Origin of the sequence: Mesorhizobium sp. B2-3-12 (assembly GCF_006442205.1) — a bacterium.
In the GTDB taxonomy this organism is placed as follows: domain Bacteria; phylum Pseudomonadota; class Alphaproteobacteria; order Rhizobiales; family Rhizobiaceae; genus Mesorhizobium.
The window spans coordinates 1-26,240 of sequence record NZ_VFVR01000023.1 but is presented as its reverse complement, the minus strand read 5'-3'; the positions used below and the strand labels follow the sequence as shown (position 1 = coordinate 26,240).

At 62.8% G+C, this 26,240-nt stretch carries 22 protein-coding genes, 1 tRNA gene and 1 pseudogene; 18 read left to right on the top strand and 6 right to left on the bottom strand.

Annotated features, from left to right (window positions below; genetic code table 11):
* The 5 genes and pseudogenes from FJ948_RS29615 to FJ948_RS29595 all read left to right on the top strand — a co-directional run.
* Positions 1-84: pseudogene (locus FJ948_RS29615) on the top strand (elongation factor Tu); the annotation flags it as partial.
* A 165-nt stretch (positions 85-249) separates the two neighbouring features.
* On the top strand, positions 250-1,896 hold the full coding sequence (locus FJ948_RS29610; protein ID WP_140710771.1) for a hypothetical protein: 1,647 nt from the start codon (positions 250-252) through the stop codon (positions 1,894-1,896).
* A gap of 92 nt (positions 1,897-1,988) precedes the next feature.
* The gene (locus tag FJ948_RS29605; protein ID WP_140710769.1) at positions 1,989-2,471 is read left to right on the top strand and encodes a group II truncated hemoglobin; all 483 of its coding nucleotides are present in this window, start codon (positions 1,989-1,991) and stop codon (positions 2,469-2,471) included.
* Positions 2,472-2,500: 29 nt separating this feature from the next.
* Positions 2,501-3,052 (top strand): putative glycolipid-binding domain-containing protein, encoded by a 552-nt coding sequence (locus FJ948_RS29600; RefSeq protein ID WP_140710767.1) that lies wholly within the window; start codon positions 2,501-2,503, stop codon positions 3,050-3,052.
* Positions 3,053-3,131: 79 nt separating this feature from the next.
* Positions 3,132-3,207, top strand: a tRNA-Trp gene (locus FJ948_RS29595).
* 148 nt (positions 3,208-3,355) lie between these two features.
* On the opposite strand, the gene FJ948_RS29590 is transcribed toward FJ948_RS29595, so the two are convergent.
* The 4 genes from FJ948_RS29590 to FJ948_RS29575 all read right to left on the bottom strand — a co-directional run bounded on the left by FJ948_RS29590 (position 3,356) and on the right by FJ948_RS29575 (position 7,721).
* Positions 3,356-5,719 carry a xanthine dehydrogenase family protein molybdopterin-binding subunit gene (locus FJ948_RS29590; protein ID WP_140710765.1) on the bottom strand — a complete coding sequence of 788 codons (2,364 nt, stop codon included), beginning with the start codon at positions 5,717-5,719 and terminating at the stop codon, positions 3,356-3,358.
* Positions 5,716-6,705 carry a xanthine dehydrogenase family protein subunit M gene (locus tag FJ948_RS29585; RefSeq protein WP_140710763.1) on the bottom strand — a complete coding sequence of 330 codons (990 nt, stop codon included), beginning with the start codon at positions 6,703-6,705 and terminating at the stop codon, positions 5,716-5,718. The genes FJ948_RS29590 and FJ948_RS29585 overlap by 4 nt, the downstream gene beginning before the upstream one ends.
* On the bottom strand, positions 6,702-7,211 hold the full coding sequence (locus FJ948_RS29580) for a 2Fe-2S iron-sulfur cluster-binding protein (protein WP_140710761.1): 510 nt from the start codon (positions 7,209-7,211) through the stop codon (positions 6,702-6,704). The genes FJ948_RS29585 and FJ948_RS29580 overlap by 4 nt, the downstream gene beginning before the upstream one ends.
* Before the next feature lie 72 nt (positions 7,212-7,283).
* Positions 7,284-7,721 carry a MarR family winged helix-turn-helix transcriptional regulator gene (locus FJ948_RS29575; protein WP_140710759.1) on the bottom strand — a complete coding sequence of 146 codons (438 nt, stop codon included), beginning with the start codon at positions 7,719-7,721 and terminating at the stop codon, positions 7,284-7,286.
* A gap of 434 nt (positions 7,722-8,155) precedes the next feature.
* Between FJ948_RS29575 and secE the strand changes: the two genes are divergently transcribed.
* The 9 genes from secE to FJ948_RS29530 all read left to right on the top strand — a co-directional run bounded on the left by secE (position 8,156) and on the right by FJ948_RS29530 (position 21,153).
* Entirely contained in the window at positions 8,156-8,359 is a 204-nt protein-coding gene (gene secE, locus FJ948_RS29570) for a preprotein translocase subunit SecE (RefSeq protein WP_013531408.1), read from the top strand.
* A gap of 28 nt (positions 8,360-8,387) precedes the next feature.
* Complete coding sequence (gene nusG, locus FJ948_RS29565) at positions 8,388-8,915, top strand: transcription termination/antitermination protein NusG (RefSeq protein ID WP_015317996.1); 528 nt, start codon at positions 8,388-8,390, stop codon at positions 8,913-8,915.
* A gap of 171 nt (positions 8,916-9,086) precedes the next feature.
* Complete coding sequence (rplK, locus tag FJ948_RS29560; RefSeq protein WP_010909262.1) at positions 9,087-9,515, top strand: 50S ribosomal protein L11; 429 nt, start codon at positions 9,087-9,089, stop codon at positions 9,513-9,515.
* A gap of 4 nt (positions 9,516-9,519) precedes the next feature.
* On the top strand, positions 9,520-10,218 hold the full coding sequence (gene rplA, locus FJ948_RS29555; RefSeq protein ID WP_140710757.1) for a 50S ribosomal protein L1: 699 nt from the start codon (positions 9,520-9,522) through the stop codon (positions 10,216-10,218).
* Between the two features lie 412 nt (positions 10,219-10,630).
* Positions 10,631-11,149, top strand: a complete 519-nt coding sequence (rplJ, locus tag FJ948_RS29550; protein ID WP_027146631.1) for a 50S ribosomal protein L10 — start codon at positions 10,631-10,633, stop codon at positions 11,147-11,149.
* A gap of 54 nt (positions 11,150-11,203) precedes the next feature.
* A complete protein-coding gene (gene rplL / locus FJ948_RS29545; protein WP_015317993.1) occupies positions 11,204-11,581 on the top strand; it encodes a 50S ribosomal protein L7/L12 in 378 nt (125 codons plus the stop codon).
* Positions 11,582-11,846: 265 nt separating this feature from the next.
* On the top strand, positions 11,847-15,983 hold the full coding sequence (gene rpoB / locus FJ948_RS29540) for a DNA-directed RNA polymerase subunit beta (RefSeq protein WP_140710755.1): 4,137 nt from the start codon (positions 11,847-11,849) through the stop codon (positions 15,981-15,983).
* 129 nt (positions 15,984-16,112) lie between these two features.
* Positions 16,113-20,309: a DNA-directed RNA polymerase subunit beta' gene (gene rpoC / locus FJ948_RS29535; RefSeq protein ID WP_140710753.1), complete on the top strand. Its 4,197-nt coding sequence runs from the start codon at positions 16,113-16,115 to the stop codon at positions 20,307-20,309.
* Between the two features lie 178 nt (positions 20,310-20,487).
* The gene (locus FJ948_RS29530) at positions 20,488-21,153 is read left to right on the top strand and encodes an O-methyltransferase (protein WP_140710751.1); all 666 of its coding nucleotides are present in this window, start codon (positions 20,488-20,490) and stop codon (positions 21,151-21,153) included.
* A gap of 25 nt (positions 21,154-21,178) precedes the next feature.
* Here the strand turns inward: FJ948_RS29530 and FJ948_RS29525 are convergent, their stop codons facing one another.
* Both FJ948_RS29525 and FJ948_RS29520 read right to left on the bottom strand, forming a co-directional pair.
* Positions 21,179-22,102, bottom strand: a complete 924-nt coding sequence (locus tag FJ948_RS29525; protein ID WP_181173878.1) for a Gfo/Idh/MocA family oxidoreductase — start codon at positions 22,100-22,102, stop codon at positions 21,179-21,181.
* A 145-nt stretch (positions 22,103-22,247) separates the two neighbouring features.
* Positions 22,248-22,529, bottom strand: a complete 282-nt coding sequence (locus FJ948_RS29520) for a transcriptional regulator (RefSeq protein WP_140710747.1) — start codon at positions 22,527-22,529, stop codon at positions 22,248-22,250.
* Between the two features lie 482 nt (positions 22,530-23,011).
* Here FJ948_RS29520 and rpsL point away from each other — a divergent pair, with 482 nt between their 5' ends.
* The 4 genes from rpsL to FJ948_RS29500 form a co-directional block, all read left to right on the top strand.
* Positions 23,012-23,383 carry a 30S ribosomal protein S12 gene (gene rpsL, locus FJ948_RS29515; protein ID WP_006333356.1) on the top strand — a complete coding sequence of 124 codons (372 nt, stop codon included), beginning with the start codon at positions 23,012-23,014 and terminating at the stop codon, positions 23,381-23,383.
* A gap of 76 nt (positions 23,384-23,459) precedes the next feature.
* On the top strand, positions 23,460-23,930 hold the full coding sequence (gene rpsG, locus FJ948_RS29510) for a 30S ribosomal protein S7 (protein WP_008875664.1): 471 nt from the start codon (positions 23,460-23,462) through the stop codon (positions 23,928-23,930).
* Between the two features lie 29 nt (positions 23,931-23,959).
* Positions 23,960-26,050 carry an elongation factor G gene (gene fusA / locus FJ948_RS29505; protein ID WP_140710745.1) on the top strand — a complete coding sequence of 697 codons (2,091 nt, stop codon included), beginning with the start codon at positions 23,960-23,962 and terminating at the stop codon, positions 26,048-26,050.
* A gap of 68 nt (positions 26,051-26,118) precedes the next feature.
* Positions 26,119-26,240: GTP-binding protein (locus tag FJ948_RS29500; RefSeq protein ID WP_246677656.1), on the top strand; the 122-nt coding region annotated here is incomplete at its 3' end.

Below are 26,240 nucleotides of genomic sequence, written 5' to 3'. Positions count from 1 at the left end.
GCCATGGAAGAGAAGCTGCGCTTCGCCATCCGTGAAGGCGGCCGCACCGTCGGTGCCGGCATCGTCGTCACCATCAAGGAATAATCGATCCGGCCGCTGCCGGTTCGACAAGGAAAGGGCGGTCTTCGGGCCGCCCTTTTTCGTTTCAGGCTGCTTGGCGGCGCAAGTATCGCGAGGGTTGTTTCAAAGCTGTTGCAAGCGCCATGGCTGCAACTAGTATGGGTTTGGAGCGAGGGAGCTTTGCCAAGAGTGGTTCCAGGGCGCCGTTTCGGTGGGAAGGCATGGCGGTTGCGGGCACTGGTATGCCTGGTCGTCGCCATGGCGCTGCCTGTGCCGACGGCGCGAGCGCAGGATGGCCCTCCCGATATCCCGCCCATGCGCTTCGTCGTCGTGCGCAGCAACGCGCCGGGATGCGAGCCCAACTGTCCTGAGTGGATATCGGCCGACGGCGCCATCGAGGCGGGCACGCCGTCGCTCCTCAAGCGCACGCTCAAGGCGCTCAAGGGAAGGCGATTGCCTGTTGTCGTCAATTCGCCCGGCGGCAATGTCGACGCGGCGCTGGCACTTGGCCGGATGATCCGCAAGAACAAGCTCGACGTCGCCGTCGGCGTCACGATTTTTTCCGGTTGCCAGCCGGAGGTGAGGAATTGCAACGACAACAGGGGCAAGGGTGCCGACTATTTCGGCATCGCCCATGATGATGGGGCCATGTGTAATTCGGCCTGTCCGCTGATGTTTTCCGGCGGCGTCCGCCGCGTGGTGGGCGATTTCGGCTATCTCGGCGTTCACCAGATCACCACCACCTACCGCCGGGAGAAGCTGCTCTACCGGACCACGTACCGGATCGTGAACGGCAAGAAAAAGGTCATTAGCACCAAGGTGGTCAGCCGGAAAAACGCGGGCAGCTACAAAACCTACGAGATGAGCAGGACGGTCGAGAAGACGCTTTCGGCGTATCTCAAGGAAATGGGGATAGGCGACGGCGTGCTGGATGTCATGAAGGCCACGCCGGCCAGCGACATCCGTCAGATTCCGCTCGACGACATGTTGACGATGAAGCTGGTCACCAGCCGGGACACCGTGGATCTGTTGACCACGGCAAGCCTGTGCGTGCCGGACCAGCCGGCCACGAATTGCCGGGAGATGGCTGGACCAGCAAACAAGGCGACGCCATCGGCCGCTGCCCGGCCCGCCACTGCCGGTGAACCGGCCAAAGCAAAGGCCGGCGGGGACATGCGCTTTGTCGTGGTTCGCGGCAGCAATCCGCTCTGCAATCCCGACTGCCCCGAATGGATATCGGCGGAAGGTGCGATCACCACCCAGACGCCGCTGAAGCTGCGGCAGCTATTTGCCACGCTGGGCGATCGGCACCTGCCTGTCGTCATCAGCTCTCGGGGAGGCGACCTGTCCAGCGCGCTCGCCATGGGAAGGCTTATCCATGAGAGGAAGCTCGACATCGCCGTTGCCCGGACCGAATTCGTCGACTGTGATCCCGGCGCGTGGAACTGCCTGGCCAGGGAAGGAGCCTATGCCGGTTTGAGCATTGATACCGGGGTGGAGTGTGATTCCACCTGCGCGCTCGTGGTTGCCGCCGGCGCCAGGCGGCTTGTCGGGCCCCGGGCGCGGCTCAGCCTCTACCCGATGGGACAGAAGCCGGTGGTTAAGGCCTACCTCGAGGAGATGGCGATCGGTCCCGCTCTGTTCGCCGCGATCGAGCGACGCTCGGTTGAGGGGCAACTTGACCCGGACACGATGCTGAAGGCCGGACTGACAACGGGACCGCAATCGGTCGACGCGCTGACGGGCTCCACGGTTTGCAAGGCCGTTGCCAAGGCCGGCAATTGCCGGGGCCTGCCAGCCGCCAACGCACAGGCCGACGCGCCCGCCAAGCTGTAGGGCGCGGCGGCGGAAAACTGACCATCGAGGCAGGTTGAGCCATACTCGATTTCCGCTATCGTCGCGGCTGCGGGGCCGGCGAAGGATCGAGAATGAGCCAGGATGTTCCGACACTCTACGAATGGGCCGGTGGCGGCGAGGCGCTGAACCGGCTGACGCAAACCTTCTATGACAAGGTGGCAAGGGATCCGGTCGTCGGCCCGGTGTTCAAGCACATGTCGCCGGACCACCCCGCCCATGTCGCCGCCTTCATCGGCGAGGTTTTTGGCGGACCGAAAACCTATAGCGAGGAATTCGGCGGCCACCGCGAAATGGTCATGCATCACCTGGGCAAGCACCTGACCGAGGAGCAGCGCCGCCGCTGGATCAATCTTCTCGCCGACGCGGCGGACGAGGTCGGCCTGCCCGACGATCCCGAATTCCGTTCCGCTTTCATGGGCTACATCGAATGGGGATCGCGGCTGGCCAAGATGAATTCCAATCTCGGCGAAACCTGCGATCCCGAAAGCGAGCCGATGCCGGCCTGGGGCTGGGGCGTGCCTGGCGGACCGTACCGGGTGCCGGACGAAAAATAGCTTCCGTTTGCCAGGGAGATGGAGGACCGATGCCGCAAGATGCCAAGATCGTGCGCTGGCGCGAGTGGGATGGCCCCGGCTTCGAGCATCTTGTGCTGCGGGGAGAGTCGGGGCGGTTTCTGGCCGATTCCGTCGTCATCTGCTCGGGCGAAACGCCATTTGCGGTCCGCTATCGCATCGCCTGCGATGCCGGCTGGCACGCACGGAGCGTCATGGTCGATATGATCGGCGATGGCCGGACGCTTGTCCTGGCGTCGGATGGCGATGGTCGCTGGACCAGGAACGGCCTGCCGATGCCCGAGCTCACCGGCGTGCTCGACCCGGACCTGACCGTCACCCCTTTCACGAACACGCTGCCGATCCGGCGCCTGGCGCTCTCGACTGGGCAGAGCGCCGAGATCACCACCGGCTTCATCGATTTCCCGGCACTCTCTGTCGTGCCCAACCCGCAACGCTACACATGCCTCGAAGAGGGCAGGCGATACCTCTATGAATCGCGCGCCAGCGACTTCAGGCGGGAACTGGAGATCGACCGCGATGGGCTGGTCGTCGACTATCCTGATTTCTGGCGCAGGGGTTAAACGCGTTTGCCTGCAAACCGCTCTTTACAGAGAGCACGGAAGCTTTTAGGAAGCCCCTGCTGCGCCGAGGCGCACATGTACGGGCATAGCTCAGTTGGTAGAGCGGCGGTCTCCAAAACCGCAGGTCGTAGGTTCGAGCCCTGCTGCCCGTGCCATTCCTTCAGAGGAATGACGAACGCCTGGAGACTTCCCATGGCCGAAATTGTGCGCCAGAGCCTTGTGCAACATGCCCTGGCGCCGGACGTCTCCTGTTCGCACTGTCGACGCCTCGACTTCGAAGTGGCTGACTTCTGATATTTGTTTTCATGGGAATTCCGGAGGGGAAATCGCTTCGCGCTTTTCCGGCGTTTGATTGAAGGCCAGCTTGTCGAGGGTGATAGGCAGGTCGCGCACGCGAATACCTGTGGCATTGAACACGGCATTGGCGACGGCCGCGGCCACGCCAGTCGTACCGATCTCGCCGATGCCACGTGCGCCCATGGGAGTGCGCGGATCAGGAATGTCGGTCCACAGCACATCGATCTCCGGCACGTCCAGATGCACGGGTACATGATAATCGGCCAGTGACGTGCTCATGATTCGGCCGCTCCGCTCGTCGAGCAGCGTCTCTTCCGTCAGCGCCATTCCCAGCCCCATGATCATGCCGCCCTTGAACTGGCTCGTTGCGGTTTTCGTATTGAGAATACGGCCACAATCGAAGGCGCCGACCAGGCGATCAATCCGGATTTCCCCGGTAACCTCGCTCACGCGTAACTGGCAGAAAATGGCCGACGTGCTGTGCATCGAGAATTTGAGCATTTCCAGCGGCGGCCCGCTTTCACCCGTGACGCTGAGGTCTTTGTGTCCGGAGCGCCGAAAAATCGAAGCGAAGCTTTCGTGCCGGGAGGGCTCGTCGATGCTGCGCAGCCCGCTGTCGGCGAATTCGACGTCACTCGCCCTGAGCCCCGCCAGCGGCGTGTCGTTGCCGGCAAGGCGCAACAGCTCGGCGGCAAGTTTGCCGCTTGCGGCACTGATAGCCGCGCCGAGCGAGGCTGTCTGGGACGATCCGCCGGCGAAGCTGGCAAATGGCAGGCGGGAGTCGCCGATCGTCACCGAGACGCTATCGAGCGGCAGCCCGAGCCTGTCCGCAGCGTGCTGGCGTTGGACGGTCGCGGTTCCCATTCCCATCTCGTGCGCGGCGCTGGCGACATGGGCCTGACCGCGTGCGTCAAGGGTGATGCGCGCGGACGTGCCCGGCATGCGGGCGAAAGGGAAGGTTCCGCCCGCGCAGCCCATGCCCACGAGCCATTCCCCATCGCGTCGTGCACGGGGCGCGGGCGCACGCCTGGCCCAGCCGATGCGTTCGGCACCCAAGTCGTACGCGGTCATCGTGGCGCTCTGCGAATGGGGGGCGCCGCTGATCGGATCGCAGGAGGCGACGTTGCGACGCCTCAATTCGACCGGGTCCATCCCCAGTTGGTGGGCGAGTTCGTCCATCGCGCATTCAATCGCGAAAGTCCCCGGAGTCTCTCCGGGGGCACGCATGAAAGAGTTGGCCAGCAGGTCGAGATCGACGTGGTGCTGGACGATGTCGAAGCTGGCGGACGCATAGAGCGATCGCCCGGTGAGACTGAAGCCTTCGTCGCATATGCTGTGCCGCGGCTTGGTCGCATAGCCGTGATGCAGCAAGGCGGTGAGCTTCCCATCTGCACTGGCCCCCAGTGCCACGCGCTGCTCGGTCTGAGTGCGACCGCCCACCAGACGGTGCATGCTCGCCCGCGACAGCATGACACGCACCGGTCGCCCGGCGAGCTTTGCCGCGGCGGCGCCGAGGATCTGGTGATCCCACATCCCTTTTGCGCCGAAGCCACCCCCAACGAAGGGTGAACTCACGAAGACATCCGCCTCTTTCAGCCCAAACACTTTTGCCAGGGAACCCGCCGTGGCGTGGATCATCTGCGTCGCGTCGTGGACGATCAGTTGCCCGTCCTGCCAGGCGATAGTGGCGGCGTGCGGTTCGATCGGGTTGTGGTTCTGCCACGGCGTCCTGTAGACCGCATCGATCTTGTACGCCGCTTCGGCCAGCTTCTTGCTGGCGTTGCCCTTGTCGACGCGGTTCCGCTCGATCAGTATCGAGTCCGGCGTGCTCGCATCTTTTTTGCCGTCCTTGAACCGCGTGCGTGACTGCGCGGCATTGTAACGTATCCGGACCAGCGTGGCGGCATGTTCGGCCTGTTCGCGGGTTTCGGCGAGTATGACGGCCACCGCCTGTCCATTCCACCGGATTTCAGCATCCTGCATCACCGGAAGCGTGTGGTTGCCTGCCGCCTTCAGATTGGTGATGCCGATTGCGGGAGGCACCGACATTTTCGGCGCGTTGCGATATGTCATCACCAGCGCGACCCCTGGCGCGGCTTCGGCGGCGGAAACGTCGAGTTCGGCGATCTTGCCGCGCGCGACGGTGGAATGAACAAAAGCGGCATGGAGCAGGTTCGCCATCGGCACTTCAGCCGCGAAGCGCGCCGCGCCGCGAACCTTGTCCGGACCGTCGATGCGGGGCTGCTGTGTACCAAGCGTCGCGCGCTTTTGGATGATCGGATCGGGCGTGCCGCCGGGCAGCCAGCTAGCCGGAACGCGCCCCAGCACTGTGCGAACTCCGCCGACGATGGCGTTCTGTAGCTTGCTCATGCGCGCTCTCCTGCCAGCGATTCAAGGACGGCGGCGATCGTCCGCCGCGCCAGACCGACCTTGAACGCATTGCCTTCAAGCGGCTGCGCCTTGGTCAGTTCCTCTTCCGCGGCGGCGAGAAAGTTTGCGCGGGTCGCCGGCAATCCACGAAGCGCGGCCTCCGCACGCGTGGCGCGCCATGGTTTTGCGGCCACGCCGCCAAGCGCGATCCGGGCTTCGGCGATCTTGCCTTCCACCACTTCGAGGCCAGCTGCCACGGAAACCAGAGCGAATGCGTAGCTCGAACGGTCGCGGACCTTGCGATATTCGGAATTCGTCATTGCGGGCGTCGCGGGCGGTAGCTCTATGGCGGTGATCATCTCCCCGTTCCGCAAGACGGTCTCGACCTGTGGGTTGGCGCCGGGCAAAACGTGAAACTCGGCAAGTGGCACGGTTCGCTCACCCTCGGGTCCGGCGAGATGCACCAGTGCGGCGAGCGCTGCAAGCGCCACGCACATGTCCGAGGGATGGGTCGCCACGCAGGCGTTCGACCCACCCAGAATGGCGTGATAACGGTTGAACCCGCCCATCGCGTCACAGCCGCTATCAGGCTGCCGTTTGTTACATCGCGCCCCATCCACATCGTAGAAGTAGGGGCAGCGTGTCCGCTGCATTATGTTGCCGCCGACTGTCGCCATGTTGCGGATCTGCGCCGAGGCCCCGGCCAGCAGGGCGCGCGACAGCATCGGATAGCGACCGCGGACCATCGGGTGCGCGGCGAGCGCGCTGTTCTTCATCGATGCGCCGACGAGCAGCGCGCCGTTATCGACTTCTTGAATGTTGGCGGCCAGGCGGCTGACATCGACCAGGTCGGAAGCGGACTCGACATTCTGCCTGAGCAGATCAACAAGGTTCGTGCCTCCTCCGATCAATCGAGCGCCGTTGGCGGCGCCGAGCGACAGGGCTTCCGCGCGATCGCGCGCGACATGAAATGCAAGGGGTGTCATGCCGGCTCTCCACCAAGCATTTCCTCGATCGCTTCGACAATGCCGTTATGGGCTCCGCAGCGGCACAGATTGCCGCTCATTCGTTCACGGATTTCCTCTCGGGTCGGCCCTTCGGGGCCGGCGGCGAGATTGGCGGTGACATGACTTGGGTCGCCGCGCCGCAACTCCCGCGCCATGGCGATCGCCGAGCAGATCTGGCCTGGGGTGCAATAGCCACACTGGAGGCCGTCGTGTTCGATGAACGCCTTCTGCAGTGGATGGAGGCTGCCGTCCGCTCCTTGCAGCCCCTCGATCGTGAGGACGTCACGCCCCTCCGCCTGCGCAGCCAGGGTGAGGCAAGATAGCACCCGTTCCCCGTCCAGCAGCACGGTACAAGCGCCGCAGGCACCTTGATTGCAACCGAGTTTCGTCCCGGTGAGCCCCAGCCTCTCGCGCAACATGTCAAGCAGCGACACGCGCGAATCCAGGGGGACGGGATAATCGGATCCGTTGATCGTGATGGTCACAGGCGTCTCCATTCGGGATCGGCAGCGGATAGGCAGCAAGCCTACTACCATCATGATAGTACGAAATTCGTATTATTCAACTTTCGTATCTGCGATTTTCTCGGTAAGCCGGATCAATTCCTGTTGTTCGCTGGCATTGAGCGCCCTGAGCATTGCCACGCAGGCCTTGCGGTAGCCGGCCTTTTGATCGCCGACCACCTCCGCGCCCTTCGCCGTGGCGGTGAGGGCTACCGTCCTGCGGTTCTCTTCCGGTCGGCGACGTTCGATCAGCCCCTTGCGCACAAGCCTGTCTGTGGCCGAGGACATGGTTGTCGGCGCGACGTCGAGATAGCGGGCGACGTCGGCCGCGCCGCACCCGGCATTATCGCAGATGAAGACCAATGTCTGAGCGTCGAGAGCATTCAGCGCGTTCTCCGCTGCGGCGGCGGCTTCGGCCACCTTGAACCGGCGCGTGAAGCGCTCGAAGGCAATGGTAAGCTGCTCAACCTGTTCTTGCGTAGGCTCGGTCATCGCTCCAAGAAAGCATGTCTCGGGCATGGATGCCAAGTTATCCGCCGCCATACCGCTGGCCGCGCCTTCATGCGCGGACAGGACCAAGGCGTGGAATGGAGAATTGGCGGTGCCATTTGAAAATCGGCGACCCGCTTGCCATATTAGGACGATTGGGGCATAAGGGCGTCATAGCCGGGACGGAACGACTGGATGGTTCCGAGGCGGCGTTTGGTCATAAAGCGGACACTTGCCACTTGCGTGGATCAAGAATCGGTTTTATGTAGACGAAACAGACACGCGACGCGTGGAGCTGGGAAGCCGGCTTTACGCGTCTGATTTGCATGGGCGAAATGATTGCGCTGATTCGGCGCGAGATTGGGTCCAGGCGGCACGTCCCGGTCAGCGGGATCATCCAGGGGACCCGGCCAACGGGTCTTGAAGACAGGCGGCATATGGCTTCGAAAACCACAAATCCTTTCGTCTTTCTCCAGCAGGTGCGCGCGGAGACTGCCAAGGTGACTTGGCCGTCGCGTCGCGAGACGATGATCTCGACGGTGATGGTTCTCGCCTTCGCCGTGATCGCGATGATCTTCTTCTTCACCGCTGATCAGCTCATGGGCCTCGCGGTCGAGCAGATTCTGGGCATTGGACGCTAAGTCCGGCGATTACGGAGAAGTCGTAAAAATGGCTACGCGCTGGTACATCGTCCACGCCTATTCGAACTTCGAGAAGAAGGTCGCCGAGGACATCGAAAACAAGGCCAAGCAGAAGGGCCTGTCCGCCGACATCGAGCAGATCGTGGTGCCGACCGAGAAGGTCGTCGAGGTTCGTCGCGGCCGCAAGGTCGACGCCGAGCGCAAGTTCTTCCCGGGCTATGTGCTCCTGAAGGCCAATCTGACCGACGCCGTCTTCTCGCTGGTCAAGAACACGCCAAAGGTCACCGGCTTTCTCGGCGACTCCAAGCCTGTGCCGATCACCGAGGCCGAAGCCCAGCGCATCCTGAACCAGGTGCAGGAAGGCGTCGAGCGGCCGAAGCCCTCGGTCACCTTCGAGATCGGCGAGGCGATCCGCGTCTCGGATGGTCCGTTCGCGTCGTTCAACGGTTTCGTCCAGGAAGTGGACGAGGAGCGGGCGCGGCTCAAGGTGGAAGTTTCGATCTTCGGGCGCGCCGTGCCTGTCGATCTGGAATTCGGACAGGTCGAAAAAGGCTGATCCGAAATCCCTGATGCCGGTTCGGCGATCAGGGAGGCGGCGCGCAAGCGCTGCCTGAGGACGGTGGGAGGCGAAGGCGGCTTTAGCCGGCCGCAAAAACCGCACCACCAGACTGCAACCGCCGGTGTTTCCCAGCTAGTGGGGCCGGCATAGACAAAGGCAGGAAAAGAGATGGCTAAGAAAATTGCAGGCCAACTCAAGCTCCAGGTCTCCGCGGGATCGGCTACGCCGTCGCCCCCGATCGGCCCGGCGCTTGGTCAGCGTGGCATCAACATCATGGAGTTCTGCAAGGCGTTCAACGCGCAGACCCAGGAAATGGAAAAGGGATCGCCGGTTCCGGTCGTCATCACCTATTACCAGGACAAGTCGTTCACCTTCGTCATGAAGACGCCGCCGGTGAGCTACTTCCTGAAAAAGGCCGCGAACCTGAAGTCGGGCTCGAAGGAGCCGGGCAAGGTCAAGGCTGGCACGGTTTCGCGCGACAAGGTCCGCGAAATCGCGACCGCCAAGATGAAGGATCTGAACGCGAACGACGTCGAAGCGGCCATGCGTATGGTCGAGGGCTCCGCCCGCTCGATGGGTCTGGAAGTGGTGGGCTGAGATCATGGCAAAGATTGCAAAGCGTGTATCGAAGACCCGTGAAGGCATCGATCCCAACAAGGCTTACGCGCTCGGTGAAGCGCTGAAGCTGCTCAAGGACCGGTCGTCGGTCAAGTTCGACGAGACCGTCGAAGTGGCCATGAACCTGGGCGTCGACCCGCGTCATGCCGACCAGATGGTCCGCGGCGTGGTCAACCTGCCGAACGGCACCGGCCGCTCGGTTCGCGTCGCCGTGTTCGCCCGTGGCGACAAAGCCGATGAAGCCAAGGCCGCCGGCGCCGACATCGTCGGTGCGGAGGACCTGGTCGACATCGTCCAGAAGGGCACGATCGATTTCGATCGCTGCATCGCCACGCCGGACATGATGCCGCTGGTCGGCCGTCTCGGTAAGGTGCTCGGCCCGCGCGGCATGATGCCGAACCCGAAGGTCGGTACCGTCACCACCGACGTTGCCGCCGCCGTCAAGGCATCGAAGGGCGGCGCCGTCGAGTTCCGCGTCGAAAAAGCCGGCATCGTTCATGCCGGCGTCGGCAAGGTCTCGTTCGACGTCAAGGCACTGGAAGAGAACATCCGTGCCTTCGCCGATGCGGTGACCAAGGCAAAGCCGGCTGGCGCCAAGGGCAACTACGTCAAGAAGGTGTCGGTCACCTCGACGATGGGCCCGGGCCTCAAGCTCGACGTCTCGACGCTCGCAGCGTCCTGATTAAGACCATTTGGATCGGCCTTTCGAAGGTTGGTCCGTGACTGAATTCCGGGCCTTGGATTAATCCTGGGCCCGGTGCCGGAAGCCGGAAGGCTTCCGGACATCCTGTCCGAGATTGCGGGCGGCCCGAATCTTGATTCAAGAGGACGGCCTTAATTCATGTGGGCCTGCATGAGACGGGTGAAGACCCGACAACGGAGCGACAAGCTCCAATGAAAGGTTCGAACCGTGTTTGCCTTTTGTCTGCGCATCGCCGGCCTGGCCGTCGATGTGGCGAAAGGGGGCAGGATCCTCGAGCGTCGTTCGGGAGATCCGTTACTGGATGGCCCGGCCGGCAAAAGGCAACCCGACGCCTGTTCTCTCCAATGGGAATGTTCCCATTGACGGGGCAGGGGTCAACTGGAGATAGGCAGTGGACAGAGCGGAAAAACGCGAACTCGTCACGGGCCTGAATGATGCGTTTTCGGGCGCAGGTTCAGTCGTCGTGGCCCACTATGCCGGTATCACCGTCGCGCAAATGAACGACCTTCGGTCGAAAATGCGCGCCGCCGGTGGCACCGTTAAAGTCGCGAAGAACCGTCTCGCCAAAATCGCTCTTCAGGGCACGGACTCCGCATCGATCATCGACCTGTTCAAGGGACAGACGCTGATCGCTTATTCGGAGGATCCGATTGCGGCGCCGAAGGTCGCGTCCGATTTCGCCAAGGGAAATGACAAGTTGGTCATTCTCGGCGGCGCAATGGGCACCACCTCGCTCAATGCCGACGGTGTGAAGGCACTCGCCACACTTCCGTCGCTCGATGAGCTGCGCGCCAGGCTGGTTGGCATGATCGCCACGCCGGCAACCCGGATCGCCCAGATCGTCAATGCGCCAGCGGCCTCGGTCGCGCGCGTCATCGGCGCTTACGCCCGGAAGGACGAGGCGGCATGAGGCCGTTCCTCGCTATCGAAAACACACGTTCGAACCTAACGAAGGAATACAACAATGGCTGATCTCGCAAAGATCGTAGACGACCTTTCGAAGCTGACCGTCCTCGAGGCGGCTGAGCTGTCGAAGCTTCTGGAAGAAAAGTGGGGCGTTTCGGCTGCCGCTCCGGTGGCGGTTGCCGCTGCTGGCGGCGCTGCCGCCGCGGCTGCTCCGGTCGAAGAGAAGACCGAATTCGACGTCGTCCTCACCGAGGCCGGCGCTCAGAAGATCAACGTCATCAAGGAAGTCCGCGCCATCACCGGTCTTGGCCTCAAGGAAGCCAAGGACCTGGTCGAAGCGGCTCCGAAGCCGGTCAAGGAAGGCGTTTCCAAGGCCGACGCTGACAAGTTCAAGGCCCAGCTGGAAGCAGCCGGCGCCAAGGTCGACCTGAAGTAAGCGTAAAAGCGGCGGGCGGCCTCGCGCCGTCCGCCACTCCCTTCGCCTGAAAGGGAGGACGCGTAGCGGGAGATGTAGGAGAACCTCTTTCCTGAGGGCCGAAAACCGGCCTTCAGGAAACGGGTTTTCTCCCGTTTTAGCCGGCCACCGCCAAGCAGTTGGTGCAGGTGGACGGAGAACAGACAGAGAGCCGCCGGCCAGGTGGCTCGGAATGCAAGGCGGGCCGCGGCGAGGCCCGTCCCGAGTTTAGAGCTAAGGAGCGACGATGGCCCAGACCCAGACTTTCAATGGCCGCAGACGCGTACGCAAGTTCTTCGGAAAGATCCCGGAAGTTGCGGAGATGCCGAACCTGATCGAGGTTCAGAAGGCATCCTATGACCAGTTCCTGATGGTGGACGAGCCCAAGGGCGGACGTCCGGACGAAGGACTGCAGGCTGTTTTCAAGTCGGTCTTCCCGATCTCCGATTTTTCAGGCTCCTCCATGCTGGAGTTCGTGAAATACGAGTTCGAAGGACCGAAATTCGACGTTGACGAATGCCGTCAGCGCGACCTGACCTATGCCGCGCCGCTCAAGGTGACGCTGCGCCTCATCGTGTTCGATATCGACGAGGATACCGGCGCCAAGTCGATCAAGGACATCAAGGAGCAGGACGTCTACATGGGCGACATGCCGCTCATGACGCTCAACGGCACCTTCATCGTCAACGGCACCGAGCGCGTCATCGTCTCGCAGATGCACCGTTCGCCGGGCGTCTTCTTCGACCACGACAAGGGAAAGTCGCACTCGTCGGGCAAGCTTCTGTTTGCCGCGCGCGTCATCCCCTATCGCGGCTCGTGGCTCGACATCGAGTTCGATTCCAAGGACGTCGTGCACGCCCGCATCGACCGCCGCCGCAAGATTCCGGTGACGTCGCTGCTTATGGCGCTCGGCATGGACGGCGAAGAGATCCTGTCGACCTTCTACAACAAGATCTCCTATGTCCGTGCGGGCGACCACTGGCGCATCCCGTTCAACGTCGAGCGTTTCCGCGGCCTCAAGGCTGTCGGCGATCTGGTCGATGCCGATACCGGCGAGATCGTCGTCGAGCAAGGCAAGAAGATCACCGCCCGTCAGGCGCGCGCGCTTGGCGAAAAGGGTCTCAAGGCGATCAAGGCGACCGACGAGGATCTGCTTGGCAACTATCTGGCCGAGGACATCGTCAACTACGCCACCGGTGAGATCTTCCTCGAAGCCGGTGACGAGATCGACGAGAAGACGCTGAAGGTGTTGCTCGGCACTGGCGAGAGCGAGATCAAGGTTCTCGACATCGACCACGTCAATGTCGGCGCCTATATCCGCAACACGCTCAACGTCGACAAGAACGAGAGCCGCCAGGACGCGTTGTTCGACATCTATCGTGTCATGCGCCCCGGCGAGCCGCCGACGCTCGAGACCGCCGAAGCCATGTTCAACTCGCTGTTCTTCGACAGCGAGCGCTACGATCTGTCGGCTGTCGGCCGCGTCAAGATGAACATGCGCCTCGAGCTCAAGGCCGAGGACACCGTGCGCGTGCTGCGCAAGGACGACATCCTGGCCGTGGTCAAGACGCTGGTCGAATTGCGCGACGGCAAGGGCGAGATCGACGACATCGACAATCTCGGCAACCGCCGCGTGCGTTCCGTCGGCGAGCTGATGGAAAACCAGTACCGCGTCGGCCTGCTGCGCATGGAGCGCGCAATCAAGGAACGCATGTCCTCGATCGAGATCGATACGGTCATGCCGCAGGACCTGATCAACGCCAAGCCGGCGGCCGCCGCCGTGCGCGAGTTCTTCGGCTCCTCGCAGCTGTCGCAGTTCATGGATCAGACCAACCCGCTGTCGGAGATCACCCACAAGCGTCGTCTCTCGGCGCTTGGACCGGGCGGCCTGACGCGCGAGCGCGCCGGCTTCGAAGTGCGCGACGTGCACCCGACGCATTACGGCCGCATCTGCCCGATCGAGACGCCGGAAGGCCCGAATATCGGCCTGATCAACTCGCTGGCGACCTTCGCGCGCGTCAACAAGTACGGCTTCATCGAAAGCCCGTACCGCAAGATCGTCGACGGCAAGCTGACCAATGACGTCGTCTATCTCTCGGCGATGGAAGAGGCCAAGCACCATGTCGCGCAGGCCAACGCCGAGCTCGACAAGAACGGCGGTTTCGTCGACGAGTTCGTCATTTGCCGCAGCGCCGGCGAAGTGATGATGGCGCCGCGCGAAAACGTCGACCTGATGGACGTGTCGCCCAAGCAGATGGTGTCTGTCGCCGCGGCGCTCATCCCGTTCCTCGAGAACGACGACGCCAACCGCGCTCTGATGGGCTCGAACATGCAGCGTCAGGCCGTGCCGCTGGTGCGCGCCGAGGCGCCGTTCGTCGGCACCGGCATGGAGCCGATCGTCGCCCGTGACTCGGGCGCCGCCATCGGCGCGCGTCGTGGCGGCATCGTCGACCAGGTGGACGCGACGCGTATCGTCATCCGCGCCACCGAGGATCTCGATCCGGGCAAGTCCGGCGTCGATATCTACCGGCTGATGAAGTTCCAGCGTTCGAACCAGAACACCTGCATCAACCAGCGTCCGCTGGTGCGTATGGGTGACCGGGTCAACAAGGGCGACATCATCGCCGACGGTCCGTCGACCGAGCTCGGTGATCTGGCGCTCGGCCGCAACGTGCTGGTCGCGTTCATGCCTTGGAACGGCTACAATTACGAGGACTCGATCCTCTTGTCCGAGCGCATCGTCGCCGACGACGTCTTCACCTCGATCCACATCGAGGAGTTCGAGGTCATGGCGCGCGATACCAAGCTCGGTCCGGAGGAAATCACGCGCGACATTCCCAACGTCTCGGAAGAAGCGCTGAAGAACCTCGACGAAGCCGGCATCGTCTATATCGGTGCGGAAGTGCAGCCGGGCGACATCCTGGTCGGCAAGATCACGCCGAAGGGTGAAAGCCCGATGACGCCGGAAGAGAAGCTTCTGCGCGCCATCTTCGGCGAAAAGGCTTCCGACGTGCGCGACACCTCGATGCGCATGCCTCCAGGCACCTTCGGCACCGTCGTCGAGGTGCGCGTGTTCAATCGCCACGGTGTGGAGAAGGACGAGCGCGCCATGGCGATCGAGCGCGAGGAGATCGAACGCCTCGCCAAGGACCGTGACGACGAACAGGCCATTCTGGACCGTAACGTCTATGCGCGCCTTTCCGACGTGCTCGTCGGCAAGGAAGCGATCGCCGGACCGAAGGGCTTCAAGAAGGGCTCGACGCTGTCCAAGGATACGCTCGACGAGTATCCGCGTTCGCAGTGGTGGCAGTTTGCCGTGGAGAACGAAAAGCTCCAGAGCGAACTGGAAGCCCTGCGTGGCCAGTACGACGATTCCAAGAAGGCGCTCGAGCAGCGCTTCATGGACAAGGTCGAGAAGGTGCAGCGCGGCGACGAAATGCCTCCGGGCGTCATGAAGATGGTCAAGGTCTTCGTGGCGGTGAAGCGCAAGATGCAGCCCGGCGACAAGATGGCCGGCCGTCACGGCAACAAGGGTGTCGTGTCGCGCATCGTTCCGGTCGAGGACATGCCTTTCCTCGAGGACGGCACGCATGCCGATATCGTGCTCAACCCGCTGGGTGTGCCGAGCCGCATGAATGTCGGCCAGATCCTGGAAACGCATCTGGGCTGGGCGTGCGCCGGCATGGGCAGGAAGATCGGCGAGCTGATCGACACGTATAAGGCTGCCGGCGACATCAAGCCGCTGCGCAAGACGTTGGAAAGCTTCATGCCGGCCAACGACCGCAACGAGCCGGTCCGCGAGTATGACGACGAGAGCATCGTTCGCCTCAGCGAGCAGATGCGCCGCGGCGTCTCCATCGCGACCCCGGTGTTCGACGGTGCGCACGAGGCTGACATCAACATCATGCTGGAGCAGGCGGGCCTGCACACATCAGGTCAGTCGCAGCTCTATGACGGGCGTACCGGCGAGCCGTTCGATCGCAAGGTGACGATGGGCTATATCTACATGCTCAAGCTTCACCACCTGGTGGACGACAAGATCCACGCGCGTTCGATCGGTCCGTACTCGCTCGTCACCCAGCAGCCGCTGGGCGGCAAGGCGCAGTTCGGTGGCCAGCGCTTCGGCGAAATGGAGGTCTGGGCGCTGGAAGCCTACGGCGCCGCCTACACGCTGCAGGAAATGCTGACGGTGAAGTCGGACGACGTCGCCGGCCGCACCAAGGTCTACGAGGCGATCGTGCGTGGCGACGACACGTTCGAGGCCGGCATTCCCGAGAGCTTCAACGTGCTCGTCAAGGAAATGCGGTCTCTCGGCCTCAATGTCGAGCTGGAGAACACCAAGCTCGACGACAACCCTGTCCGGCTGCCCGACGCGGCCGAATAAGGCAAAGGCGCGTCGCGGCAACCCGCGACGCGCTTACCAAATTCTACGGCCGGTGGGCCGACCACTCAGCGGGCATTCGGCCCGCGCTAAATGCAAGGGGTTTTCGAGGACCCCGAAAAGGAGAACGGCATGAACCAAGAGGTCATGAATCTCTTCAATCCGCAGGCGCCTGCGCAGGTGTTCGATTCCATCCGGATTTCGCTTGCCAGCCCTGAGAAGATTCTGTCCTGGTCGTTCGGCGAGATCAAGAAGCCGGAGACCATCAACTACCGCACCTTCAAGCCGGAGCGTGACGGTCTGTTCTGCGCGCGCATTTTTGGCCCGATCAAGGACTATGAGTGCCTGTGCGGCAAGTACAAGCGCATGAAGTACAAGGGCGTCATCTGCGAAAAGTGCGGCGTCGAAGTGACGCTGTCGCGCGTCCGGCGCGAGCGCATGGGCCATATCGAGCTCGCGGCCCCCGTTGCCCATATCTGGTTCCTGAAGTCGCTGCCCTCGCGCATCGGCACGTTGCTCGACATGACGCTGAAGGACATCGAGCGCGTCCTCTATTTCGAGAACTACATCGTCACCGAGCCTGGCCTCACCGCGCTGAAGGAGCACCAGCTGCTCAGCGAGGAAGAGTACATGATCGCCGTCGACGAGTATGGCGAGGATTCCTTCACCGCCATGATCGGCGCCGAGGCCATTCATGACCTTCTGGCCGGCATGGACCTGGAAAAGATCGCCGGCGACCTGCGTTCGGAACTGGCTTCGACCACGTCCGAGCTGAAGCAGAAGAAGTATCTGAAGCGGCTCAAGGTCGTCGAGAACTTCATGGAATCCGGCAACCGTCCGGAATGGATGATCATGAAGGTCGTTCCGGTGATCCCGCCGGACCTGCGCCCGCTGGTCCCCCTGGACGGCGGTCGCTTCGCGACGTCCGACCTGAACGATCTCTATCGCCGCGTCATCAACCGCAACAACCGCCTGAAGCGGCTGATCGAGCTGCGCGCGCCCGGCATCATCGTGCGCAATGAAAAGCGCATGCTGCAGGAAGCCGTCGATGCGCTGTTCGACAACGGCCGTCGCGGCCGCGTCATCACCGGCGCCAACAAGCGTCCGCTGAAGTCGCTGTCCGACATGCTCAAGGGCAAGCAGGGCCGGTTCCGTCAGAATCTGCTCGGCAAGCGCGTCGACTATTCCGGCCGCTCGGTCATCGTCACCGGTCCGGAGCTCAAGCTGCACCAGTGCGGCCTGCCGAAGAAGATGGCGCTCGAACTGTTCAAGCCCTTCATCTACGCCCGCCTCGACGCCAAGGGTTACTCCTCGACCGTCAAGCAGGCGAAGAAGCTGGTCGAGAAGGAGCGTCCGGAAGTCTGGGATATCCTCGACGAGGTCATCCGCGAGCATCCGGTGCTGTTGAACCGCGCGCCGACGCTGCACCGCCTCGGCATCCAGGCGTTCGAGCCGATCCTGATCGAAGGCAAGGCGATCCAGCTTCACCCGCTGGTCTGCACGGCCTTCAACGCCGACTTCGACGGCGACCAGATGGCCGTTCACGTGCCGCTGTCGCTGGAAGCGCAGCTTGAAGCCCGCGTGCTGATGATGTCGACCAACAACATCCTGCACCCGGCTTCCGGCGCGCCGATCATCGTGCCGTCGCAGGACATGGTCCTGGGTCTCTACTATCTCTCGATCGTCAACCAGAACGAGCCGGGCGAGGGCATGGTGTTTGCCGACATGGGCGAACTCCAGCACGCGCTCGAGACCAAGGCCGTGACCTTGCACGCCAAGATCAAGGGCCGCTTCCGCACGGTCGACGCCGAAGGCAAGGTCGTGTCGAAGATCCATGACACCACGCCTGGCCGCATGATCATCGGCGAGCTTCTGCCGAAGAACGTCAACGTGCCTTACGAGACCGCCAACCAGGAGATGACCAAGAAGAACATCTCCAAGATGATCGACACCGTCTACCGCCATTGCGGTCAGAAGGAGACGGTCATTTTCTGCGATCGCATCATGGCGCTCGGCTTTGCTCATGCGTGCCGTGCCGGCATTTCGTTCGGCAAGGACGACATGCTGATCCCGGACACCAAGATCAAGCTGGTGTCGGACACCGAGGCTTTGGCCAAGGAGTACGAGCAGCAGTACAATGACGGCCTGATCACGCAGGGCGAGAAGTACAACAAGGTCGTCGACGCCTGGGCCAAGTGCTCGGAAAAGGTCGCCGACGAGATGATGGCCCGCATCAAGGCGGTCGAGTTCGAGGACAATGGCCGTCAGAAGCCGATGAACTCGATCTACATGATGTCGCACTCCGGTGCGCGCGGATCGCCCACCCAGATGCGCCAGCTCGCCGGCATGCGCGGCCTGATGGCCAAGCCCTCGGGTGAAATCATCGAGACGCCGATCATCTCGAACTTCAAGGAAGGCCTGACCGTGCTCGAGTACTTCAACTCGACCCACGGCGCCCGCAAGGGTCTGGCCGATACCGCCTTGAAGACGGCGAACTCGGGCTACCTCACCCGTCGTCTGGTCGACGTGGCGCAGGACTGCATCGTCAACTCCGTGGATTGCGGCACCGACAAGGGCCTCACCATGCAGCCGATCGTCGATGCCGGTCAGGTCGTTGCTTCGGTCGGCCAGCGTGTGCTGGGCCGTACTTCGCTCGACGACATCAACCATCCGGTGACCGGCGATCTGCTGGTCAAGGCCGGGACGCTGATGGACGAGCGTGACGTGGAAAAGATCGAAAAAGCCGGCGTGCAGTCGGTCCGCATTCGTTCGGCACTGACCTGCGAGGTCAGGATCGGCGTCTGCGCGGTCTGCTATGGACGCGATCTGGCCCGCGGCACCCCGGTCAACCAGGGCGAAGCCGTCGGCGTCATCGCGGCGCAGTCGATCGGCGAGCCGGGCACGCAGCTCACCATGCGTACCTTCCACATGGGCGGTACGGCGCAGGTGGTGGATAGTTCGTTCCTTGAAGCCTCCTACGAGGGCAAGGTCGAGATCCGCAACCGCAACGTGGTGCGCAACTCCGACGGCCAGCAGATGGTCATGGGCCGCAACATGGCGGTGCTGATCCTCGACGAGGCCGGCAAGGAGCGTGCAACGCACCGCGTCACCTATGGTTCGCGCATCTTCGTGGACGATGGCGACAAGGTGAAGCGCGGCCAGCGTATCGCCGAGTGGGATCCCTATACCCGCCCGATCCTCACCGAAATCGAGGGCAAGGTGTCGTACGAGGATCTGGTCGACGGCATTTCCGTCCAGGAAACGGCCGACGAGTCGACCGGCATCACCAAGCGCGAGGTCATCGACTGGCGTTCGACGCCGCGCGGCAACGACCTCAAGCCGGCGATCGCCATCCAGGACGCCAAGGGCAAGGTTGGCAAGCTGTCGAAGGGCGGCGACGCCCGCTTCCTGCTCTCGGTCGAGGCCATTCTCTCGGTCGAGCCGGGTTCGCAGGTTCGTCCCGGCGACGTGCTGGCGCGTATCCCGATGGAAAGCGCCAAGACCAAGGACATCACCGGCGGTCTGCCACGTGTTGCCGAACTGTTCGAGGCACGTCGTCCGAAGGATCACGCCATCATCGCCGAGATCGACGGCACGATCCGCTTCGGCCGCGACTACAAGAACAAGCGTCGCATCATCATCGAGCCGCATGACTCGACGCTGGAGCCGGTCGAATACCTGATCCCGAAGGGCAAGCCGTTCCATCTCCAGGATGGCGACGTCATCGAGAAGGGCGACTACATCCTCGACGGCAATCCGGCGCCGCACGACATCCTGGCCATCAAGGGCGTGGAGGCGCTTGCGTCCTACCTCGTCAACGAGATCCAGGAAGTCTACCGTCTGCAGGGCGTGTCGATCAACGACAAGCACATCGAGGTGATCGTTCGCCAGATGCTGCAGAAGGTCGAGATCACCACGCAGGGCGACTCGACCTACATTCCGGGCGACCACGTCGACGTGATCGAACTGGAAGAGGTCAACGAGCGCCTGATCGAGGACGGCAAGAAGCCGGCCGAAGGCCAGCCGGTGCTCTTGGGCATCACCAAGGCATCGCTGCAGACGCCGTCCTTCATCTCGGCCGCCTCCTTCCAGGAGACGACCAGGGTGCTGACGGAGGCCGCGGTCGCCGGCAAGACCGACATGCTGCAGGGCTTGAAGGAAAACGTCATCGTCGGCCGGTTGATCCCGGCCGGTACCGGCGGCACGATGAGCCAGATCAGGCGCATCGCCACCTCGCGTGACGAACTGATCATCGACGAGCGCCGCAAGGCCTCCGGTGTGGAAGTCGCCGAGCCGATGCTGGCCGACATGACAACCGCCGCGCAGTAAGCGCGGCGGGGAGCAATTCCAGGAAAAGTGTGCAACGGTTTTCCGCCCGGAATTGCTTCATGGAAAATAGAGCGGTTCATCGTTTCCTTGAAACGACAAACCGCTTGGAGATCTCAGGCAACAGAAGCCGTCGGGGCAACCCGGCGGCTTTTTCGTTTCAACGATCGGAGGAAGGCATATGAGCACGAAGACCTGGACGGCTGTCGACGATTACATCGTGTCCTCGCTCTTCGAGGCGGACCCCGTTCTCGACGCGGTTCTGGCGGCCAACCGCGACCACGGCCTGCCGGCGATCGACGTCTCGGCGGCTCAGGGAAAACTGCTCTCACTGCTGGTGCGCATCGGCGGTGCGAAAAAGGTGCTCGAGATCGGTGCGCTGGGCGGCTATTCGACCATCTGGATGGCGCGGGGTTTGCCAGCCGACGGCAAGGTCGTGACCCTCGAACTCGATCCGCACCACGCCAAGGTCGCACGCTCGAATTTCGAGCGGGCAGGGGTAGCGGACAAGGTTGAGCTCAGGGTCGGTCCTGCGGTTCAATCTCTCGACGCGTTGGCGAGTGAGAATGCCGGGCCGTTCGATCTGATCTTCATCGACGCCGACAAGCCCAACAACCCAAACTATCTCGCCTGGGCCTTGCGGCTGGCGCGTCCAGGAACAGTGATCGTGTGCGACAACGTCATCCGCGACGGCGCCGTTCTGGAGGACGATGGCCGCGACGCCAATGTCGAAGGCGCACGCGCGGCCTTTTCCTTCATCGGCGGCGACAAGCGACTGGACGGCACCGCCATCCAGACCGTCGGCGCCAAAGGCTATGACGGCTTTGCGATTGCGATCGTCAAGTGACTGCCGGAGGCTGACCCGGCAACCTTCAGTCGAAAAACGCCTCGACCACATTGCGCTTGCCGAGCATGAAGGCGTCGGCGACGTGCTGCAGCGGCGCCAGGTCGACGTCGGACACGCCGGCGCGCACGATTTCGGCGAAGCGCCGGTAGAGCATCGGGTATTCCGCCTCCGGCTCTTCATGCACGACTCGGCCATCGACGGCGAGCTTCGAGCCGCCGCCCGAGAGCACCATTTTCCCGGCATCCGTATCGGCGAGGATGTCCCAGCTCTGCGGTCCGGTCTGCAGCCAGTCGAGGTCCATCGTCACATCGGATCCGCTCGCCGCGCGGAAGGCGACCTGGGCCGCGATCGGCGCGTCGCGATTCTCGGGAAAGTCGAGCACGGCCGAGGTGATGTACATGGCCGGCAGGATATAGGTCGCGATCGACAGCGCGTTGATGCCGGGATCGAAGACGCCGAAGCCGCCGGGCTGCCAGATCCAGTCCTGGTTCGGATGCCAGCGGCGCACATCTTCCTTCCAGACGATCGCCGCCGATTTGATTCTGGTCGAAGCCAGGAATGCCCGCGCAGCTTCCACCGCCGGCGCGTAACGCGAATGCCAGCTTGCGAACAGGGAGACGCCTTGTCTTGTCGCCAGCGCCTTCAGGTCCTCGACCTCGCTGACCGTGGCGCCCGGTGGCTTTTCCAAGAAGACGTGCTTCCCGGCCTCCAGCGCCTTGCGCGCGGCGTCATAGCGGAACTGCGGCGGCATGCACAGCGACACCGCGTCGAGTTCGGGCACGGCGCCAAGCATCGTCTCTATGTCGGGGAAATTCGCAATGTCGTCGACCTTGCCGTGCCGGCTGGCCGCCGCGATAAGCTGGTAGTCCTGGTTCTTGGCCAGGGCGGGAAGATGTTGGTCGCGCACGATCTTGCCGACGCCGACAATGCCGATTCTTATGGGCGAGATGGATGAGGACATGAGGCTCCGCCGGGTTTGGACGACTGCGCGTCTCTTAGCAGATCGGCCATGACGGGCAAGCGCCGGCCATGCTAGCCAGTCTCAACGAATCGGCATCATGGCGAAAGGCAGGCGAGAGGCGCATCGACTGCGGTCAGATCGGCACGTCGAAGGTCACGATCGAGACTTCGCCTTCGAGTGCGCCCTGGAAGGCCGAAAGATGCGGCTCATCGTCGGGCTCGCCCTCCATGTCGCCGATCTGGTCGAGCTCGGCCTCGGCGTAGCCTTCCGCGGCGAGCGATTCGAGCGCGCGGCGCACAGCCGAATCGTCGTCGGGCGCCACCAGCATGACATGGACGCCTTCCGGCTTGCCGCCTTTCCTCTTCCACACCCGGCCGGTGATGATGGTGACCGGGCGTTCCTCATTGTCGTTCACGGGTCGATTCCTTCGCGGCGAGGGATTGTCACTGTTCATGCGGCCTTTTCGCATGAAGCAAGGGCTCGCAACAGCCGCAAGCCTTCACTTTGCTGGAGGCTTGGCACTTTCTTCCCCCACCTTGCAAAACGGCGAAAGAAAATTACATGCGGTTTTCGCATGGCTGCCAAACCCCGGCTTCAATGCAATATTTGCCGCTGCGGGGTTGACGGTTCGCGGGCTTACGAGTAGAAGCCGCCCAGTCAGAACCGATGTGAGGCTCTCCCTTCCGAAGCGACACGCTTTGGAGTTTGCCTCAAACAGGGTTCGTTTTACGAGCGAAAAGACATTTCCGGCGTGCATGAAGCGGCTTCCGCTTCCTCTGCGATTTGTTCGGGCAGGACCGCGAGGCGCGGTTTGTGGCCCGAATTTGCGTATGGAAATGACGCTTTGAGCGAGCCTTGACCGGCACGAGACACGGAATTGAGAGACAAGAGGGTTTAATGCCTACCGTCAACCAGCTGATCCGCAAGCCGCGCATTGCGCCGGTGAAGCGCAACAAGGTCCCGGCCATGCAGCAGAACCCGCAGAAGCGGGGCGTCTGCACGCGCGTCTACACAACGACGCCGAAGAAGCCGAACTCGGCGCTGCGCAAGGTGGCCAAGATCCGCCTGACCAATGGTTTTGAAGTGATCGGTTACATCCCCGGCGAAGGTCACAACCTTCAGGAACACTCTGTGGTCATGATCCGCGGCGGCCGCGTCAAGGATCTTCCGGGCGTGCGCTACCACATCATCCGCGGCGTGCTCGACACGCAGGGCGTGAAGAACCGCAAGCAGCGCCGTTCGAAGTACGGTGCCAAGCGTCCGAAGTAAGGGGCGTCCGAAGTAAGATTTTCCGGCCTTGGCGCTGCTTGAACGCGCCGGGCTACGAGATTGAGAGACAAAAGCCATGTCGCGTCGTCACAGTGCAGAAAAGCGTGAGATCAACCCGGATCCCAAGTTCGGCGATCTGATCGTCACCAAGTTCATGAACGCCGTCATGTATGACGGCAAGAAGTCGGTTGCCGAGACCATCGTCTACGGCGCGCTGGACCAGGTCCAGTCGAAGACCAAGCAGGAGCCGGTCACCGTCTTCCACCAGGCGCTCGACAATGTCGCGCCGCATGTGGAAGTGCGTTCGCGCCGCGTCGGCGGCGCCACCTACCAGGTTCCGGTCGACGTTCGTCCCGAGCGTCGCCAGGCATTGGCGATCCGCTGGCTGATCGCGGCTGCCCGCAACCGCAACGAGACCACCATGGTCGACCGCCTCTCCGGCGAGCTGATGGACGCGGCCAACAACCGCGGCACCGCCGTGAAGAAGCGTGAAGACACCCACAAGATGGCTGAAGCCAACCGCGCTTTCGCACACTACCGCTGGTAAAGCGCGAACAGGACTGAGAGGCAGCTACGATGGCCCGCGAATACAAAATCGAAGACTACCGCAATTTCGGTATCATGGCGCATATTGACGCCGGCAAGACGACGACCACCGAGCGCGTCCTCTATTACACGGGCAAGTCGCACAAGATTGGCGAAGTGCACGACGGCGCTGCCACCATGGACTGGATGGAGCAGGAGCAGGAACGCGGCATCACCATCACGTCCGCCGCGACCACGACCTTCTGGAAGGGCCGTGACGGCAAGATGCACCGCTTCAACATCATCGACACCCCCGGACACGTCGACTTCACCATCGAAGTCGAGCGTTCGCTGCGCGTGCTCGACGGCGCCATCGCGCTGCTCGACGCCAATGCCGGTGTCGAGCCGCAGACGGAAACCGTCTGGCGCCAGGCCGACAAGTACCGCGTGCCGCGCATGATCTTCTGCAACAAGATGGACAAGATCGGCGCCGACTTCTACCGCTCGGTCGAGATGATCGGCTCGCGCCTCGGCGCGCAGGCTGTCGTCATGCAGCTGCCGATCGGCGCCGAGACCGAGTTCAAGGGTGTCGTCGACCTCGTCGAGATGAACGCGCTTGTTTGGCGCGACGAAACCCTGGGCGCTGCCTGGGACGTCGTCGAGATCCCGGCCGACCTCAAGGCGCGTGCCGAGGAATATCGCGAGAAGATGATCGAAGCCGCCGTCGAAATGGACGAGACGGCGCTCGAGAACTATCTCGAAGGCAAGATGCCGTCGAATGACGAGATCCGCTCGCTGATCCGCAAGGGCACGATCGCGGTCAAGTTCTACCCGATGTTCTGCGGCTCGGCCTTCAAGAACAAGGGCGTTCAGCCGCTGCTCGACGCGGTCGTCGAATATCTGCCGTCGCCGGCCGACGTTCCGGCCATCAAGGGCGTCGACGCCAAGACCGATGCCGAGATCGAGCGTCATGCGGACGACAACGAGCCGCTGTCGATGCTCGCCTTCAAGATCATGAACGACCCCTTCGTCGGTTCGCTGACCTTTGCCCGCATCTATTCGGGCAAGCTCACCAAGGGCGTCTCGGTCGACAACACCGTGAAGGGCAAGAAGGAGCGCATCGGCCGCATGCTGCAGATGCATGCGAATTCGCGCGCCGACGTCGAAGAAGCTTTCGCCGGCGACATCGTCGCCCTGGCGGGCCTCAAGGACACGACCACCGGCGACACGCTGTGCGATCCGCTGCACCCGGTCATTCTCGAGCGCATGGAATTCCCCGATCCGGTCATCCAGATCGCCATTGAGCCGAAGACCAAGAACGACCAGGAAAAGATGGGCCTCGCCCTTCACCGCCTGGCTGCCGAGGATCCGTCCTTCCGCGTCAAGACCGACGAGGAAAGCGGCCAGACCATCATCTCGGGCATGGGCGAACTGCACCTCGACATCATCGTCGACCGCATGCGTCGCGAGTTCAAGGTCGAAGCCAATGTCGGCGCGCCGCAGGTGGCCTATCGCGAGACGATCACCCGCAAGCATGAGCAGGACTACACGCACAAGAAGCAGACCGGCGGTACCGGCCAGTTCGCCCGCGTCAAGGTCGTGTTCGAGCCGAATTCCGAGAGCGAAGAGTTCGTTTTCGAGTCCAAGATCGTCGGCGGCGCGGTGCCTAAGGAATACATTCCGGGCGTCGAAAAGGGCATCCAGAGCGTCATGGGCGCCGGTCCGTTCGCGGGCTTCCCGATGATCGGCGTCAGGGCGACGCTCATCGACGGCGCCTACCACGACGTCGACTCCTCGGTCCTGGCCTTCGAAATCGCATCCCGTGCCTGCTTCCGTGAAGCTGCTCCCAAGCTTGGCGTGCAGTTGCTCGAGCCGATCATGAAGGTCGAGGTGGTGACGCCGGAAGATTACGTCGGCAGCGTCATCGGCGACCTGAACGGCCGTCGCGGCCAGATCCAGGGCCAGGAAGCGCGCGGCGTGGCCGTCGTCATCAACGCGATGGTGCCGCTCGCCAACATGTTCAAGTACGTCGACAACCTGCGCTCGATGAGCCAGGGCCGCGCGGCCTACACGATGCAGTTCGATCACTACGAGCCGGTCCCGACCGCGGTCGCCCAGGAAGTCCAGAAGAAATACGCGTAACTCGAACAGAGCTGCCGCGGTAACGCAATTCAAAGCCCGCACGGGCGAGCAGGAAATGGAGACATCACATGGCCAAAGGTAAATTCGAGCGCACTAAGCCTCATGTGAACATTGGCACGATCGGCCACGTCGATCACGGCAAGACGTCGCTGACGGCTGCGATCACCAAGTATTTCGGCGAATACAAGCG

Excerpts from the sequence above, each read along its gene's own strand:
- FJ948_RS29605 (WP_140710769.1), top strand. The coding sequence starts at position 1,989 with ATGAGCCAGGATGTTCCGACACTCTACGAATGGGCCGGTGGCGGCGAG.
- FJ948_RS29600 (WP_140710767.1), top strand. The coding sequence starts at position 2,501 with ATGCCGCAAGATGCCAAGATCGTGCGCTGGCGCGAGTGGGATGGCCCC.
- FJ948_RS29590 (WP_140710765.1), bottom strand. The coding sequence starts at position 5,719 with ATGAGCAAGCTACAGAACGCCATCGTCGGCGGAGTTCGCACAGTGCTG.
- FJ948_RS29585 (WP_140710763.1), bottom strand. The coding sequence starts at position 6,705 with ATGACACCCCTTGCATTTCATGTCGCGCGCGATCGCGCGGAAGCCCTG.
- FJ948_RS29575 (WP_140710759.1), bottom strand. The coding sequence starts at position 7,721 with ATGACCGAGCCTACGCAAGAACAGGTTGAGCAGCTTACCATTGCCTTC.
- secE (WP_013531408.1), top strand. The coding sequence starts at position 8,156 with ATGGCTTCGAAAACCACAAATCCTTTCGTCTTTCTCCAGCAGGTGCGC.
- nusG (WP_015317996.1), top strand. The coding sequence starts at position 8,388 with ATGGCTACGCGCTGGTACATCGTCCACGCCTATTCGAACTTCGAGAAG.
- rplK (WP_010909262.1), top strand. The coding sequence starts at position 9,087 with ATGGCTAAGAAAATTGCAGGCCAACTCAAGCTCCAGGTCTCCGCGGGA.
- rplA (WP_140710757.1), top strand. The coding sequence starts at position 9,520 with ATGGCAAAGATTGCAAAGCGTGTATCGAAGACCCGTGAAGGCATCGAT.
- rplL (WP_015317993.1), top strand. The coding sequence starts at position 11,204 with ATGGCTGATCTCGCAAAGATCGTAGACGACCTTTCGAAGCTGACCGTC.
- rpoB (WP_140710755.1), top strand. The coding sequence starts at position 11,847 with ATGGCCCAGACCCAGACTTTCAATGGCCGCAGACGCGTACGCAAGTTC.
- rpoC (WP_140710753.1), top strand. The coding sequence starts at position 16,113 with ATGAACCAAGAGGTCATGAATCTCTTCAATCCGCAGGCGCCTGCGCAG.
- FJ948_RS29530 (WP_140710751.1), top strand. The coding sequence starts at position 20,488 with ATGAGCACGAAGACCTGGACGGCTGTCGACGATTACATCGTGTCCTCG.
- rpsL (WP_006333356.1), top strand. The coding sequence starts at position 23,012 with ATGCCTACCGTCAACCAGCTGATCCGCAAGCCGCGCATTGCGCCGGTG.
- rpsG (WP_008875664.1), top strand. The coding sequence starts at position 23,460 with ATGTCGCGTCGTCACAGTGCAGAAAAGCGTGAGATCAACCCGGATCCC.
- fusA (WP_140710745.1), top strand. The coding sequence starts at position 23,960 with ATGGCCCGCGAATACAAAATCGAAGACTACCGCAATTTCGGTATCATG.